The sequence below is a fragment of the Candidatus Methylomirabilota bacterium genome (assembly GCA_035260325.1).
GTDB lineage: Bacteria > Methylomirabilota > Methylomirabilia > Rokubacteriales > CSP1-6 > AR19.
Genome location: DATFVL010000245.1, coordinates 1 through 15,970, shown reverse-complemented (window position 1 = coordinate 15,970; position 15,970 = coordinate 1). Strand labels below are relative to the sequence as shown.

The 15,970-nt window shown below is 68.6% G+C and carries 16 protein-coding genes; all 16 read left to right on the top strand.

The window, feature by feature from the left end; genetic code table 11:
- Positions 1-251 (top strand): ABC transporter ATP-binding protein (locus VKG64_15660; GenBank protein HKB26472.1); only part of this gene is annotated, 251 nt, incomplete at its 5' end.
- Positions 244-1,182 (top strand): branched-chain amino acid ABC transporter permease, encoded by a 939-nt coding sequence (locus VKG64_15655; GenBank protein ID HKB26471.1) that lies wholly within the window; start codon positions 244-246, stop codon positions 1,180-1,182. The genes VKG64_15660 and VKG64_15655, both read left to right, overlap by 8 nt.
- Positions 1,183-1,366: 184 nt before the next feature.
- Complete coding sequence (locus tag VKG64_15650) at positions 1,367-2,464, top strand: branched-chain amino acid ABC transporter permease (protein ID HKB26470.1); 1,098 nt, start codon at positions 1,367-1,369, stop codon at positions 2,462-2,464.
- A 16-nt stretch (positions 2,465-2,480) separates the two neighbouring features.
- Positions 2,481-3,809: an ABC transporter substrate-binding protein gene (locus VKG64_15645; protein ID HKB26469.1), complete on the top strand. Its 1,329-nt coding sequence runs from the start codon at positions 2,481-2,483 to the stop codon at positions 3,807-3,809.
- A 4-nt stretch (positions 3,810-3,813) separates the two neighbouring features.
- Complete coding sequence (locus VKG64_15640) at positions 3,814-4,632, top strand: ABC transporter ATP-binding protein (GenBank protein HKB26468.1); 819 nt, start codon at positions 3,814-3,816, stop codon at positions 4,630-4,632.
- A gap of 79 nt (positions 4,633-4,711) precedes the next feature.
- Entirely contained in the window at positions 4,712-5,485 is a 774-nt protein-coding gene (locus VKG64_15635; protein HKB26467.1) for an ABC transporter ATP-binding protein, read from the top strand.
- Between the two features lie 10 nt (positions 5,486-5,495).
- Positions 5,496-7,412, top strand: a complete 1,917-nt coding sequence (locus VKG64_15630) for an AMP-binding protein (GenBank protein ID HKB26466.1) — start codon at positions 5,496-5,498, stop codon at positions 7,410-7,412.
- A gap of 8 nt (positions 7,413-7,420) precedes the next feature.
- Entirely contained in the window at positions 7,421-8,305 is an 885-nt protein-coding gene (locus VKG64_15625) for a branched-chain amino acid ABC transporter permease (GenBank protein HKB26465.1), read from the top strand.
- A 12-nt stretch (positions 8,306-8,317) separates the two neighbouring features.
- A complete protein-coding gene (locus VKG64_15620; GenBank protein ID HKB26464.1) occupies positions 8,318-9,385 on the top strand; it encodes a branched-chain amino acid ABC transporter permease in 1,068 nt (355 codons plus the stop codon).
- 127 nt (positions 9,386-9,512) lie between these two features.
- Positions 9,513-10,745, top strand: coding sequence for an ABC transporter substrate-binding protein (locus tag VKG64_15615; GenBank protein ID HKB26463.1), 1,233 nt, complete (start codon positions 9,513-9,515; stop codon positions 10,743-10,745).
- Between the two features lie 8 nt (positions 10,746-10,753).
- Positions 10,754-11,548, top strand: a complete 795-nt coding sequence (locus tag VKG64_15610) for an ABC transporter ATP-binding protein (protein ID HKB26462.1) — start codon at positions 10,754-10,756, stop codon at positions 11,546-11,548.
- A 13-nt stretch (positions 11,549-11,561) separates the two neighbouring features.
- Positions 11,562-12,044, top strand: coding sequence for a group 1 truncated hemoglobin (locus tag VKG64_15605; GenBank protein HKB26461.1), 483 nt, complete (start codon positions 11,562-11,564; stop codon positions 12,042-12,044).
- A gap of 12 nt (positions 12,045-12,056) precedes the next feature.
- Complete coding sequence (locus tag VKG64_15600; GenBank protein ID HKB26460.1) at positions 12,057-13,574, top strand: AMP-binding protein; 1,518 nt, start codon at positions 12,057-12,059, stop codon at positions 13,572-13,574.
- Positions 13,575-13,593: 19 nt separating this feature from the next.
- A complete protein-coding gene (locus VKG64_15595) occupies positions 13,594-14,742 on the top strand; it encodes an acyl-CoA dehydrogenase family protein (protein HKB26459.1) in 1,149 nt (382 codons plus the stop codon).
- On the top strand, positions 14,739-15,494 hold the full coding sequence (locus tag VKG64_15590; GenBank protein ID HKB26458.1) for a glucose 1-dehydrogenase: 756 nt from the start codon (positions 14,739-14,741) through the stop codon (positions 15,492-15,494). The genes VKG64_15595 and VKG64_15590 overlap by 4 nt, the downstream gene beginning before the upstream one ends.
- Positions 15,495-15,658: 164 nt before the next feature.
- Positions 15,659-15,970, top strand: a 312-nt coding sequence (locus tag VKG64_15585) for a hypothetical protein (GenBank protein HKB26457.1), incomplete at its 3' end; no start/stop codon positions are given.

Sequence of the window (15,970 nt, the reverse complement as noted above, 5' to 3'; positions counted from 1 at the left end):
TGCTCCTGGACGAGCCGATGGCCGGCATGAACGTCGAGGAGAAGGAGGACATGTGCCGCTTCATCCTCGACGTCAACAGCGAGTTCGGCACGACCATCGCGCTGATCGAGCACGACATGGGCGTGGTCATGGACATCTCCGATCGGGTGGCGGTCCTCGACTACGGCCAGAAGATCGCCGACGGGGTGCCCGAGCAGGTGCGCAAGGACCAGGCGGTGCTCGACGCCTACCTCGGAGTCGCGCATGACTGAGATCCTCCGCGGCGTCTTCCTGGCGCCCTTCAAGGACATGGCGGGCTCGCCCGCGTTCCTCGCGGAGGTCCTGATCGGCGGTGTCTTCGCCGGCCTGCTCTACTCGCTGGTCGCGCTCGGCTTCGTGCTCATCTTCAAGGCCTCGGGCGTCTTCAACTTCGCCCAGGGCGTCATGGTCCTCTTCGCGGCCCTCACCCTCGTCGGCCTCATGGAGCGGGGCATCCCCGTGCTCGTGGCGCTCGTGCTGACCGCGGCCGTGATGGTCGCGCTCGCCTTCGCGATCGAGCGCGTCGTGCTGCGCCCGCTCGTCAATCAGGAGTACATCATCCTGTTCATGGCGACGATCGGGCTCAACTTCTTCCTCGAGGGCTTCGGCGAGATGGTCTGGGGGGCGAACGTGAAGAAGCTCGACGTCGGGATCCCCGACCGCTCGTTCATGATGGCGGGCATCCAGGTGAACCAGCTCGAGCTCTTCGCGGCCGTGACGGCGGCCGTGCTCGTCGCCGTGCTGGCCGTCTTCTTCCACGGCACCCGCATCGGGCGCGCGCTCCGCGCCGTCGCCGATGACCACGAGGCCGCGCTCTCGATCGGCATCCCGCTCAAGACCATCTGGGTCATCGTGTGGTCGGTCGCGGGCGTCGTGGCGCTCGTCGCGGGCATCATGTGGGGCGCCAAGAGCGGCGTCCAGTTCAGCCTGTCGCTCATCGCGCTCAAGGCGCTACCCGTCCTCATCCTCGGCGGCTTCACCTCCGTGCCCGGCGCGATCGTCGGCGGGCTCATCGTCGGCGTCGGCGAGAAGCTCGGCGAGGTGTACTGGGGCCCGCTCGTCGGCGGCGCCATCGAGAACTGGTTCGCCTACGTGATCGCGCTCGCCTTCCTGCTCTTCAGGCCCCAGGGGCTCTTCGGCGAGAAGATCATCGAGCGGGTATGATGCGACGCCGACTGACTTCGCCTGGCTTCGTTCTCGGTCGTCGCCGGTCCTCACGTACAAGCGCGTACGCTGCGGTCGGCTCCTCCCTCGGGCCTCGCCATGCTCGTCATTCGGCGTCGCGCGCGTCTCTGGGCCGTTGTAATCGCCATCCCGAGCCGCCGGATCATCGAGCGGGTATGACGGCGTGATCTACCGCGAAGCCGGCCAGTTCAAGACGACCTACGCGAGCGATCAGGCGATCTTCCCGATCGCCCAGGACCGCGTCGTCGTCGTCCTCGCCGTCGCCGCGGCGTTCGTGGTGCCGACGCGCTTCGCGAACGAGTACTGGCTCCAGGCCGTGCTCATCCCGTTCCTCATCTACGCGCTGGCCGCGATCGGGCTGAATCTGCTGACCGGCTACGCGGGACAGCTCTCCCTCGGGACCGGGGGGTTCATGGCGGTCGGCGGATACTCGGCGTTCAAGCTGACGACCGCGTTCCCGCAGCTCAACATCATCGTCGTCTTCCTGCTCTCGGGTCTGATCGCCGCGGGCGTCGGGCTCGTCTTCGGCATCCCGTCGCTGCGGATCAAGGGCTTCTACCTCGCCGTCGCGACGCTGGCGGCCCAGTTCTTCCTCGTCTGGCTCTTCAACAAGGTGCCGTGGTTCGTGAACTACGCGTCGTCGGGAACGATCACCGCCCCGAACCGGTCGATCTTCGGCGCGCTCTGGCCCGAGCCGTGGGCCGTGGTGACCGGTCCGAACGCGACGGCGCAGACGCGCTACGTGGCGGCGCTGGCGATCGTCGCCGTCTTCGCGCTCGTCGCGAAGAACCTGGTGCGCGGGCGCGTCGGCCGCTCGTGGATGGCCATCCGCGACCGCGACATCGCGGCCGAGATCATCGGTGTTCGGCCGCTCCGGACGAAGCTGCTCGCGTTCGGCATCAGCTCGTTCTACTGCGGCGTGGCCGGCGCCGAGTACGTCTTCCTCTACCTCGGCAGCGCCGAGACGCTCGCGTTCGACATCACGCTGTCGTTCCTGGTCCTGTTCATGGTGATCATCGGCGGCCTCGGCAGCGTGCTCGGCTCGTTCCTCGGCGCGGCCTTCATCGTGCTGGTGCCGATCTTCCTCACCAACGCGCCGCACCTGGTCGGGCTCCCGCTGCCGGTGGCGCTCCAGAAACAGCTCGAGCTGATGGTCTTCGGCGGCCTCATCATCTTCTTCCTGATCGTTGAACCTCGTGGACTGGCGCGGCTCTGGCAGATTTCGAAAGAGAAGCTGCGTCTCTGGCCGTTCCCCCACTAACAGAGGAGGAGGCAACATGAAGCTGAGATCGGTCCTGATCGGCGCGCTCGCGACGGCGCTCGTCGCCGGGCCCCTGCTGGCGGCCGCGTGGGCGCAGCCCAAGGAGATGTTCATCCCACTGCTCGTCTACCGCACCGGCGCCTACGCGCCGAGCGGCATCCCGATCGCCAACGGCTTCGTGGACTACTTCATGCTCCTCAACGAGCGCGACGGCGGCATCAACGGCGTCAAGGTCGGGTGGGAGGAATGCGAGACCCAGTACGACACGAAGCAGGGTGTCGAGTGCTACGAGCGGCTCAAGGGCAAGGGCGCGACGGGCGCCGCCCTGGTGAACCCGTACAGCACGGGCATCACCTACCAGCTCATCCCGAAGGCGGCGGTTGACAAGATTCCGGTCTTCTCGATGGGCTATGGCATGACGGCCGGCGCGGACGGGCGATGGTTCCCCTGGGTGTTCAGCTTCCCGACGACCTACTGGAGCCAGGCCTCCGCGGTCATCCGCTACATCGGCCAGCAGGAAGGCGGGGCGGACAAGCTGAAGGGCAAGAAGATCGTCCACATCTTCCACAACAGCCCCTACGGCAAGGAAGCGAACCCGACGCTCGAGACGCTCGCCCGGCAGCTCGGCTTCGAGCTGACGCTGCTGGCGGTGGACCACCCAGGGCAAGAGCAGAAGTCCACGTGGCTCCAAATCCGGCGAATCAACCCCGACTGGATCTTCATGTCGGGCTGGGGCGTCATGAACCAGGTCGGCGTGAAGGAGGCGGCCGCCATCGGCTTCAAGATGGACCGCTTCATCGGCAACTGGTGGTCCGCGAGCGAGGCTGACGTCGTCCCCGCGGGTGACGGCGCGAAGGGCTACAAGGGTGCGACGTTCCACGCGCCGGGCACCGCCTTCAAGGTGCACCAGGACGTCTTCAAGTTCGTCTACGACAAGGGCAAGGGCGGGGGCAAGAAGGAGGCCGTCGGCGAGGCGCTCTACAACCGCGGCCTCGTCAACGCCATGCTCTCGGCCGAGGCGATCCGCACGGCGATGGGGAAGTACGGCAACAAGGCGCTCACCGGCGAGCAGGTCCGCTGGGGCTTCGAGAACCTGAATCTCACCGAGCAGCGGCTCGACCAGCTCGGCATGAAGGGCTTCACGCACCCGATCAAGGTCACGTGCGAGGACCACGAGGGCAACGGCCCGATCCTCGTCCAGCAGTGGGACGGCAAGAAGTGGAGCATCGTGTCCGACTGGATCGCGCCCATGCGGGACGTCGTCCGCCCGATGATCGAGGCGGCGGCGATCGAGGAGGGCGGGAAGCTCGGGTACGCGAAGCGCGACTGCTCCAAGGAGAAGTAGCGCGGTGAGCGCCGAGGACCCCCGGGCGCTGCTGTCGGTCAACAACATCGAGGTGATCTACGACCACGTCATCCTCGTGTTGAAGGGGGTCTCGCTCCGGGTCCCCGAGGGGGGCATCGTCGCCCTCCTCGGGGCCAACGGCGCCGGCAAGAGCACGACCCTGAAGGCGATCTCGGGGCTCCTCCGCACGGAGCGCGGCGACGTCACCAAGGGCGCCGTCGAGTTCCAGGGGCAGGCGATCCACCGCAAGGATCCCGACGAGGTGGTCCGCCGGGGCGTGGTCCAGGTGATGGAGGGGCGGCACGTCTTCGAGCACCTCACGGTGGAGGAGAACCTCCTCACGGGCGCCTACACGCGCCGTAACGGGCACTCGACGAAGCAGGACCTCGAGCTCGTCTACCGCTACTTCCCGCGCCTGTGGGAGCGGCGCGGCTCCCGCGCGGGGTACGTCTCGGGCGGCGAGCAGCAGATGGTCGCGATCGGGCGCGCGCTCATGGCCCGGCCGAAGCTCATGCTGCTCGACGAGCCCTCGATGGGCCTGGCGCCGATGCTCGTGAAGGAGATCTTCGAGATCGTCGGGCGCCTGAACCGCGAGGAGGGCGTCGCCGTGCTGCTCGCCGAGCAGAACGCGACCATCGCGCTCCAGATCGCGCAGCACGGTTACGTGATGGAGAACGGGCGGATCGTGCTGGACGGCGACGCGAAGACGATCAGCGAGAACGAGGACATCAAGGAGTTCTACCTGGGCCTCACGGGCGTCGGGCAGCGGAAGAGCTACCGCGACGTGAAGCACTACCGACGCCGCAAGCGGTGGCTATCATGAGCGCCGTTCGAGCGCCGGCCTCGCCGGCGCCATCGGGCGGGGGGAGGTTCGGAAGGGGGGCGGAGCCCCCCTCCGAGGGATGAGCGCGCAGGTCGAGATCCGCGACGCCTCGAAGTCGTTCGGCGGCGTCCAGGCCGTCTCGCGGGTGAGCTTCGACGTCGAGAAGGGCCAGATCCTCTCGGTCATCGGCCCCAACGGCGCCGGCAAGACGACCCTGCTCAACTGCATCAGCGGCGTGTTCCATCCGGAGCGCGGGCACATCCACCTGGAGGGCGAGGACATCACGCGCCTGCGCCCGCCGCAGATCGCCGCGCGCGGGGTCGCGCGCACGTTCCAGAACATCGCGCTGTTCCGGGGCATGACCGTCGTCGACAACCTGATGCTCGGCCGCCACCTCCACATGACGAACGGCGTGTTCCGATCCGTGCTCTACTGGGGCCCCGGACGGCGGGAGGAGGTCGCCCACCGCAAGGTGGTCGAGGACATCGTCGACTTCCTGGAGATCGAGGCCATCCGGAAGCGGCCGGTCGGCTCGCTGCCGTACGGCCTCCAGAAGCGTGTGGAGCTGGGGCGGGCCCTCGCGCTCCACCCCAAGGTGCTCCTTCTCGACGAGCCGATGGGCGGGTGCAATCACGAGGAGAAGGAGGACATGGCGCGCTTCATCCTCGACATCAACGACGAGTGGGGGACGACGATGATCCTCATCGAGCACGACATGGGCGTCGTGATGGACATCTCCCGCCGGGTCGTCGTGCTCGATCTCGGGGAGAAGATCGCGGAGGGAACGCCCGCCGAGGTGAAGGCGAACCCGCTCGTGGTCAAGGCCTACCTGGGTACCAAGGCGACGGCATAGGAGGCGCGGCATGGCAGAGCTGACGCTGCCCCAGTACCTGCTCCGGAACGCCCGAGAGTTCCCGCGCCGGCCCGCCCTCCGCGAGAAGGAGAAGGGCATCTGGCAGGAGTGGACGTGGGCCGACTATCTGGCCCACGTGCGCGCCATCACCCTCGGCCTGGTGGACCTCGGCTTCCAGCGCGGCGACAAGCTGGCCCTGCTCAGCGACAACCGGCCCGAGGTGTACGCCGCGATGGTCGCCGCCCAGGCGGCCGGGGGCGTGCCGGTCCCGGTGTACCAGGACTCCATCGCGCGCGAGATCCAGTTCGTCATCGATCACGCGGACGCCCGGTTCGTCTATGCCGAGGACCAGGAGCAGGTGGACAAGATCCTCGACCTCAAGGCGCAGCTCCCGAAGGTCGAGAAGGTGATCTACGACGACCCCAAGGGGCTCCGCCACTACAACGACCCCCTCCTCCAGAGCCTCGAGCGGCTCGAGGAGCAAGGGCGCAGGATCGACGAAGAACGGCCCGGCCTGTTCGACGAGCTCGTGCGGGCGACGCAGCCGCGCGACGTGGCCCTCATCTGCTACACCTCCGGCACCACCGGCGCCCCGAAGGGCGCCATGATCTCCCACGCGAACTTGACCGCCGCGATCGAGGGCATCCTCCAGATCGAGCATTACGCTCCGACCGACCAGATGCTGGCCTACCTGCCGCCGGCCTGGATCGGCGACTCCTTCTGGTCGCTCGCGGGCGCCCTCATCGTCGGCTGCACGGTCAACTGCCCCGAGCGTCCCGAGACGGTCCTCGAGAACCTCCGGGAGATCGGGCCCCACGTCGTCATCGCGCCGCCCCGGATCTGGGAGAATCTCGTCTCGACGGTCCAGGTGAAGATGGGGGACGCGTCGTGGATCAAGCGCCGGCTCTTTCGCTGGCTCATGCCCGCCGGCGAGGAGGTCGCGCGGCGCCGGATGGAGAAGCAGCCGGTGTCGCTGCCGCTGCGGGTGCGGAACGCCCTGGGCGAGGGGCTCGTCTTCGCTCCGCTCCGCGACCACCTGGGCTTCCGGCGCACGCGCTACGCCTACACCGGCGGCGCCCCGCTCGGGCCCGAGATCTTCCTTTTCTTCCGCGCCCTCGGGATCAACCTCAAGCAGGTGTACGGCCAGACGGAGGCGGGCGGCGTGTCCTGCGTCCAGCGCGACGGCGACATCAAGCTCGGCACCGTCGGCAAGCCGTTTCCCAACACCGAGGTCCGCCTCACCGAGGCGGGTGAGGTCATCAGCCGGAGCCCGTGCGTGTTCTCGGGCTACTACAAGAACCCGGAGGCGACCGCCGCGACAATCCGCGACGGCTGGCTCTACTCCGGGGACGCGGCCATGCTCGATGCGGACGGTCACCTGATCGTCATCGATCGCGCCAAGGACGTCACGGCCCTCGCCGACGGCACCAAGTTCGCGCCCCAGTACATCGAGAACAAGCTCAAGTTCAGCCCCTACATCAAGGAGGCCGTGGCGGTGGGTCAGGACCGGCCCTACGTGGCGGCCATGATCAACATCGACATGGAGAACGTCGGGAAGCTGGCGGAGCGGCGCCAGATCGCCTATACCACCTACACGGACCTCGCCCAGAAGCCCGAGGTCTACGACCTCATCGGGCAGGAGGTGGAGCGGGTGAACCGCGACCTGCCGGAGAGCACGCGCATCCGCAAGTTCGTCCTGCTCCACAAGGAGCTCGACCCCGACGACGAGGAGGTCACGCGCACGCGGAAGGTGCGGCGCAGCTTCGTGGCCAAGAAGTACGCCGAGATCATCGACGCACTCTTCACGGACCGGCCGTCGGTACCGGTGCACACGATCATCACCTACCAGGACGGCCGTCAGGCGACCATGCAGACCGAGCTCGCCATCCGGACGGCCGGCGGCGCCCGCGAGCCCGTGGCGGTGTAGGCGGCCCGATGGGGTTCTTCTTCGATCTCTTCGTCAACGGGCTCATGAACGGTGCGATGTACGCGCTGGTGGCGCTCGGGTTCGTCCTGATCTACAAGGCCACCAGCGTGGTCAACTTCGCCCAGGGCGAGCTGGTGATGTTCGGCGGCTACATCGCGGCGGCGTTGCTGAGCCTGTATCACCTGCCACTGGCGGTCGCTCTGCCCGTCCTGTTGGCCAGCATGGTCGTGCTGGGGTTCGTGCTCGAGCGGGGCGTGCTCCGGCCCCTCGTCGGGCAGAACGTCATCTCGGTGGTCATGGTCACCATCGGGCTCGCCCAGGTCTTCCAGGGGTCGGCGGCGATGGTCTGGGGCGCCCAGACCAAGAACATCTCGCTCCCCGTCCGCCTCGAGCCGTACGTGATCTGGGAGATCTACATTTCACCCATCAACGTCGTCGCCGCCGTCGTCTCCGGGGTCTTCCTGGTCGGTTTCGCCTGGTTCTTCCGGAAGAGCCGCCTGGGGATCGCCATGCGGGCGGTGGCCAACGACCAGCAGGCGGCGATGGCGGTGGGCATCAACGTCCACGTCGTCTTCGCGATCTCGTGGGCCATCGCCGGGCTCGCGGCCGCCCTCGGCGGTGTCCTCTGGGGCAGCATGCTGGGGGTGGACACCCAGCTCGCCCTGGTCGGTCTCAAGGTCTTTCCCGCCGTGATCCTGGGCGGCCTGGACAGCGTCCCGGGCGCCGTCGTGGGCGGGCTCATCATCGGCGCCGTCGAGAGCGTGGCCGCCGGCTACGTGGATCCCTACGTCGGCGGGGGCACCAAGGACTTCCTGCCCTACGTCCTGATGATCGTGGCGCTGATGATCCGTCCCTACGGCTTCTTCGGCCGCGAGATCATCGAAAGGGTCTGAGCGACACGCGAGATGATCAATCGCGAGTGCGGCGTGTACCAGACGACCTACGAGGGCGACATGGCCCTCTACCCGATACCGCTGGCCCGCTACTCGAGCCTGGGCGCGCTCGCGGCGCTGCTCCTGGTCCCGCTCGTTCTCGACAGCCACTCGATGGCGCTCGTCAACCTCATGACCCTGGCCGCCATCGGGGCCATCGGGCTCAACATCCTCGTCGGCTACACCGGACAGGTCTCGCTCGGGCACGGCGCCTTCATGATGGTCGGCTCCTACACGGCGGCCCTCCTCACGGTGAGGCTCGGGGCGCCCTTCTGGCTCGGCCTGCCGGCGGGCGGGGCGGTCGCGGCGCTCGTGGGAACCTTCTTCGGCATTCCGTCGCTCCGGATCAAGGGGCTGTACCTCGCCATCGCCACCCTGGCGGGGCAGTTCATCATCGAGTGGTGCATCAACCACAGCACCTGGATCAGCGGCGGCGTGCAGTCCACCGTCTACGTGCCGACGCCGGCCTTCTTCGGCTGGCAGATCAACAGCGAGTACCGGCGCTACTACATGCTGCTGCCGGTTGCCGTCATCGCCTACGTGGCGGCCCTGAACCTCGTGCGGAGCCGCGTGGGCCGGGCCTTCATCGCCGTCCGGGACCGCGACGTCGCCGCCGAGATCATCGGGGTCGACATCTTCCGCTACAAGCTCCTCGCCTTCGCCGTCAGCTCGTTCTACGCCGGGGTGGCGGGCGCGCTCTGGACCTACTATCTCAAGATCGCGAACTACGAGCACTTCACCCTCGCCACCTCGGTGTCGTACCTGGCGATGGTCATCATCGGCGGGCTTGGCAGCGTGCTGGGCTCGGTCTTCGGCGCGATCTTCATCACGCTGCTGCCGATCGTGCTCGTCTACGTGGTGGAGGGCTCGGCCGCCGTCTTCGGATTCAAATACGCGGCGATCGCCGACTTCCTGGCCAACCTCAGGCTGATCATCTTCGGCGCGCTGATCATCCTGTTCCTGGCCATCGAGCCGGAGGGGCTCTACCGCATGTGGGGCAACGTCCGGCGGTATTTCCGCCTGTGGCCGTTTTCCTATTGAGGGGGACTTCGCCCCCCTCAAGGCTCCCCCCAGGAGGGGATTGCGCGGGCAAAGCCCGCGCTCGAACGTGGCGATGCAAAAGTGCGGGGCGTTCAACCCGAGCGGGTTGGTCGCCAAGGAGGATGACATGAGACTCAAAGGATGGGTCGCAGGAACGCTCGCGGCGGTGCTGCTGCTCGGCCTGGCCGTCCTGCCGGCGATGGCCGCCGACGTGATCAGAATCGGCGGCACGTGCGACCGCACGGGAGCGACCAAGAACGTCGGGGTGGAGATCTGCCCCGGCCTCACCGACTACATCGCGCTCGTCAACAAGAAGGGCGGTGTCCTGGGCCACAAGCTCGAGTACACCGAGATCGAGCACGGCTACACGGTGGACCGGGGCGTGGAGGCCTACGAGCGGCTGAAGCGCGACGGGACGGTGGCGACGCTCGACTACGGCACGCCGATCGTCTACGCCCTCACGCCGCGGCACATGGACGACAAGATCCCGGCCATCACGCCGGGCTTCGGCCGCGCCGACTCGATCGACGGCGAGGCCTGGCCGTACATCTTCCCGATGGCCGCCTCCTACTGGTCGCAGGCGGGCGCGGCCATGAAGTACATCAGGGACAACGGCGCGAAGAAGGGCACCAAGGTCGCGTACCTCTACTTCGACAACCCCGCCGGCCGCGAGGGCATCCCCATCATGGAGACGGTGGCGAAGAAGGAGGGCTACGAGCTGCGGCTGTTCGCGGTGCCGCCGCCCGGCGTCGAGATGGGGCCCCAGGTGATCGACATCACGCGGCGCTTCAGGGCCGACTGGGTGGTCGGCCATCTGTTCGGCCAGGCGCCCTCGGTCTCGATCAAGGAGCTGAAGCGGGCCGGCTTCCCCATGTCCCGCGTGGTCAGCTTCGTGTGGGGCGCCGGGGAGGCGAACATCGAGGCCGCGGGCTGGGACACGGCCCAGGGCTACATCGGCATGCAGTTCACCTCCGTCGGCCGCAGCCTGCCCGTGATCCAGGAGATCATGCAGAAGGTCTACAAGGACGAGGGCAAGGAGGTGCCGAAGTACGTCGGCGGCGTCTACTACAGCCGCGGCGTGCTGAACGGCGCCATCCTCGCCGAGGGCGTCCGGCTCGCCATCCAGAACTTCGGCCTGCCGGTGACGGGCGACAAGGTGCGGAAGGGCTTCGAGTCGATCAAGAACTTCGACCTCCAGGGGTTCCTGCCGCCCTTGACCGTCAACCCCAAGGACCACGAGGGCGGGGGCTGGGTGCGGATGTATCAGGTCAAGGGCACCGAGTGGGTGCCCATCACCGACTGGATCCGCGGCTACCGCGACGAAGTCATGGCCATGGTGAAGACGGCCAACAAGAAGTGACGGCTGCCGTGCTCCGGCTCAACAACGTCGAGGTGGCCTACGACCGGGCGATCCTGGTCCTCAAGGGGATCTCGCTCGAGGTGCCGGAGCAACGGATCATCACCCTGCTCGGGTCGAACGGGGCCGGCAAGAGCACCACGCTCAAGGCCATCTCCGGCCTCCTCAAGCCCGAGCGGGGTGAGATCACCACGGGCTCGGTCGAGTTCGCCGGCGAGCGGATCGATCACCGCGGGCCGGAAGAGATCGTCAGGCTCGGCATCACGCAGGTCATGGAAGGCCGCCGGGTGTTCGACGACCTGACGACGGAGGAGAACCTCCTGTCGGGCGCGCACACCCGACGCGGCCTGGCCAGCATCCGCAACGACCTCACCGCCGTCTACGAGTACTTTCCGCGGCTGGCCGAACGGAAGGGGCTCAAGGCCGGCTACCTGTCGGGGGGCGAGCAGCAGATGCTGGCCATCGGCCGGGCCCTCATGGCCCGGCCGCGGCTCATGCTCCTCGACGAGCCCTCGCTGGGGCTCGCCCCCCTCCTCGTCGAGGAGATCTTCCAGATCATCCAGCGGCTCAACCGTCAGGAGAAGCTCACGGTGCTGCTGGTCGAGCAGAACGCGGCGATGGCGCTCACGATCGCCGAACACGGTTACGTCATGGAGAACGGACGGATCGTGCTGGACGGCCCGGTGACGGCGTTGCGTGAGAACCCCGACGTGAAGGAATTCTACCTGGGGCTGACCGAGGTCGGGGCGCGCAAGTCGTACCGCGACGTCAAGCACTACAAGCGGCGAAAACGGTGGCTCAGCTAAGGAGGGCTGCTCCATGCGACGGAAGGGTGTGATCGGAAGGGGCATGCGGGTGCTGCTGTTGGGGACGCTGGGCCTGGCGGCCTGCGCGACGATGGCGCCCGAGCCGACGCTCTACGAGCGATTCGGCGCCGTCGACGGCGTCGGCATCCCGCGGAAGGGACGGGACGCGATCTCGGTCGTCGTCGACCGCTTCGTCGCCAACATGGTCGCGGACGCGCGGGTCAACGCGCGGTTCAAGAGAATGGCGCCGCCGGCGGTCGAGAAGCTCAAGTCCAACCTCTCCGACCAGATCTGTCAGGCGACCGGCGGTCCCTGCTCCTACTACGGCCGAGACATGAAGGACGCTCACAAGGGGATGGGGATCAGCGAGGCCGAGTGGAGCGCGACCGTGGAGAACCTCGGCAGGGCGCTCGACCAGGCCAAGGTGGGCGAGCGCGAGAAGAAGGAGCTGCTGGCCGCCCTCGGTCCGATGAAGGGGGAGATCGTCGGCCAGTGACGGTCTGAGGGGATGGGCGTTCAAGCGTTCACGGTCTACGATTTGCTGGCGCGCGGGGCGGCGCTGCATGGCGACGCCCCGGCGCTCATCCAGGGGCCGCGGCGGTGGTCCTTCCGCGAGCTCGTGGCGCGCGCGGACGCGCTGGCAGCCGGGCTCGCGGGGCTCGGCCTCGCCAAGGGCGATCGCGTCTGCATCCTCGCCCAGAACGACGCGGCCTACGTCGATCTGTACGGCGCCTGCGCCCGTCAGGGCGTGATCGCGTATCCCATCAACTGGCGGCTCACCGCCCAGGAGGTGGAGCGCGTGGTGGAGCGCGCGGCGCCGAAGATGCTGGTCGCCGACGCCTCCACCGTGCCGGTCGTGGGGGAATGGCCGCGCACGCACCGTGCCGTCGCCCACTGGTACCAGCTCGGCGACGGCGCGGCGCCGGGCTTCCAGCCGCTTTCGAGTCTGTACCGCGGGGGCGCGCCGCCCCCGGCGCCCGACGTCTCCGGCGACGATCCCTTCGCGGTGATCTCGACCGCGGCGGTGGACGTGATTCCGCGGGGCGCGGTGCTGACGCACGCCAACCTCATCACCGCGTCGCTCGTCGTCGCGGGCACCATGGGCTTCACCGCGGCGGACCGGTACCTCGTGGCCCTGCCCCTGTTCCACATCACGGCGCTCGGGAACCTCGTCACCCACCTGCACGCGGGCGGTGCCGGCGTCGTGGTGGCGCGCTTCGACGCCGAGGAGGCCGTGCGGTTGATCGACGAGCACCGGGTCACGCACGTGTCCGACTTTCCTCCGGTGCTGGCCAATCTGCTCGACGCGGCGCAGAAGCTCGGCAGCAAGCTCCCGAGCTTGAAGCACGTGTCGGGCCTGGATGCGCCCCCGACCATCCAGCGGCTGCACGCCGAGACCCAGGCGCAGTTCTGGACGGGCTTCGGTCAGTCGGAGACCAGCGGGTTCGTCACCATCCAGCGGGTGGTCGACAAGCCTGGCGCGGCCGGCAAGCCGATCTCCGTGTGCCGGGTGCGCCTCGTCGACGACTACGAGCGCGACGTGCCGGTGGGCACGCCCGGCGAGATCCTCGTCAAGGGGCCGGTCGTGTTCCAGGGTTACTTCGGCCAGCCCGACGTGACGGCCCACACGCTGCGCGGCGGCTGGCACCACACGGGCGACGTGGGCCGGTTCGATGCCGACGGCTGGCTCTACTACGTCAAGCGCAAGCCGGAGAAGGAGCTGATCAAGCCGGGCGGCGAGAACGTGTATCCCGCCGAGGTGGAAGCGGTCATCGTGCGGATGGAGGGCGTCAGCGGCGTGTGCGTCTATGGGGTGCCCGACGCCAAGTGGGGCGAGGCCGTGAAGGCCGTCGTGGAGGTGCGCCCCGCCGGCCGCTACACCGCCCAGCAGGTGGGCGACTTCGTCGGCGGACAGATCGCCCGCTTCAAGCGTCCCAGCCGCGTGGCCTTCACCGAGACCCTGCCGCGCACCGCCGAAGGCGGCGTCGACCGCGACGCCGTGAAGAGCCGCTGGGGCGACGACTGACCGGCGCGCGGAGCCCGCGGTGAAGATCTTCAACGAGCAGCACGCGATGTTCCGCCAGACGGTGCGGAGCTTCGTCGAGCGGGACGTGGCGCCCCACATCGAGGCGTGGGAGGCCGCGGGGCGGATCCCGAAATCCATCTGGCCGCGCATGGGCGCGCTCGGCCTGCTCGGCGTCGAGTACGACGAGAAGTACGGCGGCGGCGGCGCCGACCTCCTCACGACGGCGGTCCTCCACGAGGAGTGCGCCCGCTCGCGCTCCGGCTCGTTCGCGATGGCCGTGGGCGTCAACACCGACATGGCGTCGCCCCACCTGTACTGGACGGGCAGCGAGCGCTTGAAGGAAAGGTACCTGCCCGGAATTTGCCGCGGCGAGAAGCTCTGCGCGGTCGCGGTGACCGAGCCTGGAGGCGGGAGCGACGTCGCCGCCATCCGGACGCGCGCGGTGCGCGACGGCGACCACTACGTGCTGAACGGCTCGAAGATGTTCATCACCAACGGCGCCCTCGCCGACCTCTACTTCGTCGCCGCCCGAGTGGAGCAGGGCGACGACCGCCGTCGCCACAAGGGTATCTCGATGTTCCTCGTCGAGCGCGAAACGCCCGGCTTCCTCGTGAGCCGCACGCTGGAGAAGATGGGAATGCGCGCCTCCGACACCGCCGAGCTCGCCTTCGAGGACATGCGCGTGCCCGCCGAGAACCTGCTCGGCCGCGAGGGCGTGGGCTTCTACGAGGTCATGCGCGTCTTCCAGCGCGAGCGCCTGGTGGCGGGTCTCCACGCGGTCGCCATGTCGGAGCGCGCCCTCGAGGACACGCTCGCCTACGTGCGCGAGCGCCAGGCCTTCGGCGGACCGCTGGCCGACAAGCAGGTCGTGCGCCACCGGCTCGCCGACCTGGCGACGCTCATCGAGGCCGGGCGCCGGCTCACGTACGCGGCGCTGCTGAAGTATCGGGACGGCGAGGAGGCGCTGAGCGAGATCTCGATGGCGAAGCTCTTCACCGCCGAGATGGTCCAGAAGGTCGCCTACGACTGTGTCCAGCTCCACGGCGGCTACGGCTACATGCGCGAGTACGCGATCGAGCGCTTCGCGCGCGACGCCCGGCTCCTCTCGATCGGCGGCGGCACGAGCGAGATCATGCGGGAGATCATCGCCAAGCAGCTCCTGCCATGAGGCTCCGCGATCGCGTGGCGATCGTGACGGGCGCGGCGAGCGGCATCGGGCGGGCCATCGCCCAGGCGCTCGCGCGCGAGGGCGCGAGGGTCGCGATCGCCGACCTGAACGAGGCGGGCGGCGCCGAGGCCGCGCGCGCGATCGAGAAGGACGGCGGGACGGCGCGCGCGTGGCGTGTGGACGTGACCGACGCCGCCGCCGTGGCGGCGATGGTCGCGCAGGTGGTGTCGAACTGGGGAACGGTCCAAGTCCTCGTGAACAACGCGGGTTGGGACAAGCCGATGCCCTTCGTCGAGACCACGCCCGAGTTCTGGGACCGGATCCTCGCGCTCAACCTGCGCGGCCCGATCGCCTGCACGCACGCGGTCCTCCCGCACATGATCCGTCAGGGGCACGGCAAGATCGTCTCGATCGCCTCGGACGCCGGCCGTGTCGGCTCGACCGGCGAGGCGGTGTACTCCGCCGCGAAGGGCGGGATCATCGCCTTCACCAAGACGATCGCGCGGGAGGTGGCGCGCCACCGGATCAACGTGAACTGCGTCTGCCCCGGCCCGTCCGACACGCCGCTCTTCCGGAACGAGTTCGCGAAGGTCAGCCCGAAGCTCGCCGAGAGCCTCACGCGGGTGATCCCGTGGGGCCGCCTCGGTACGCCCGAGGACGTGGCGCCCGCCGTCGTCTTCCTCGCTTCCGACGACGCGGGGTTCATCACCGGCCAGACCCTCTCCGTGTCCGGCGGCCTCACGATGCTCTGACGCCCTCGCTGGAATGAATCGCGCCATGTGGAACGCAGCCGGCCCGCATCTGTGTCAGGCCATCCACCGAGTGTCCCCGGCCTCGCGGACCCCGTTACAATGACGCCCCGCGCATCTCTCTCAGGCCACCTACGGTTCGAGCCGGCCTCGCGGACCCCGGTACAATGACCGTGCCGGACTTCGTCGTGATCGGCCACGTCACGCTCGACCGGGTGGGCGACGCGACGCGGCCCGGCGGCGCCGCCCTCTACGCGGCGGTCACCGCCCACCGTCTCGGCCTCTCGGTGGGGCTCCTCACGAGCCACGCCGCCGACTTTCCCCTCGACGTCATCCCGTCGCGGATCGAGGTCGTGAGCGTGTCGGCGGAGGCGACGACCCGCTTCGAGCACCGCTACGAGACGGGCGGGCGTGTCTCTCACGTCCGCGGCCGTGCGCGGCCGCTCGGCGCCGCCGACGTCCCCGAGGACTGGCTCGGC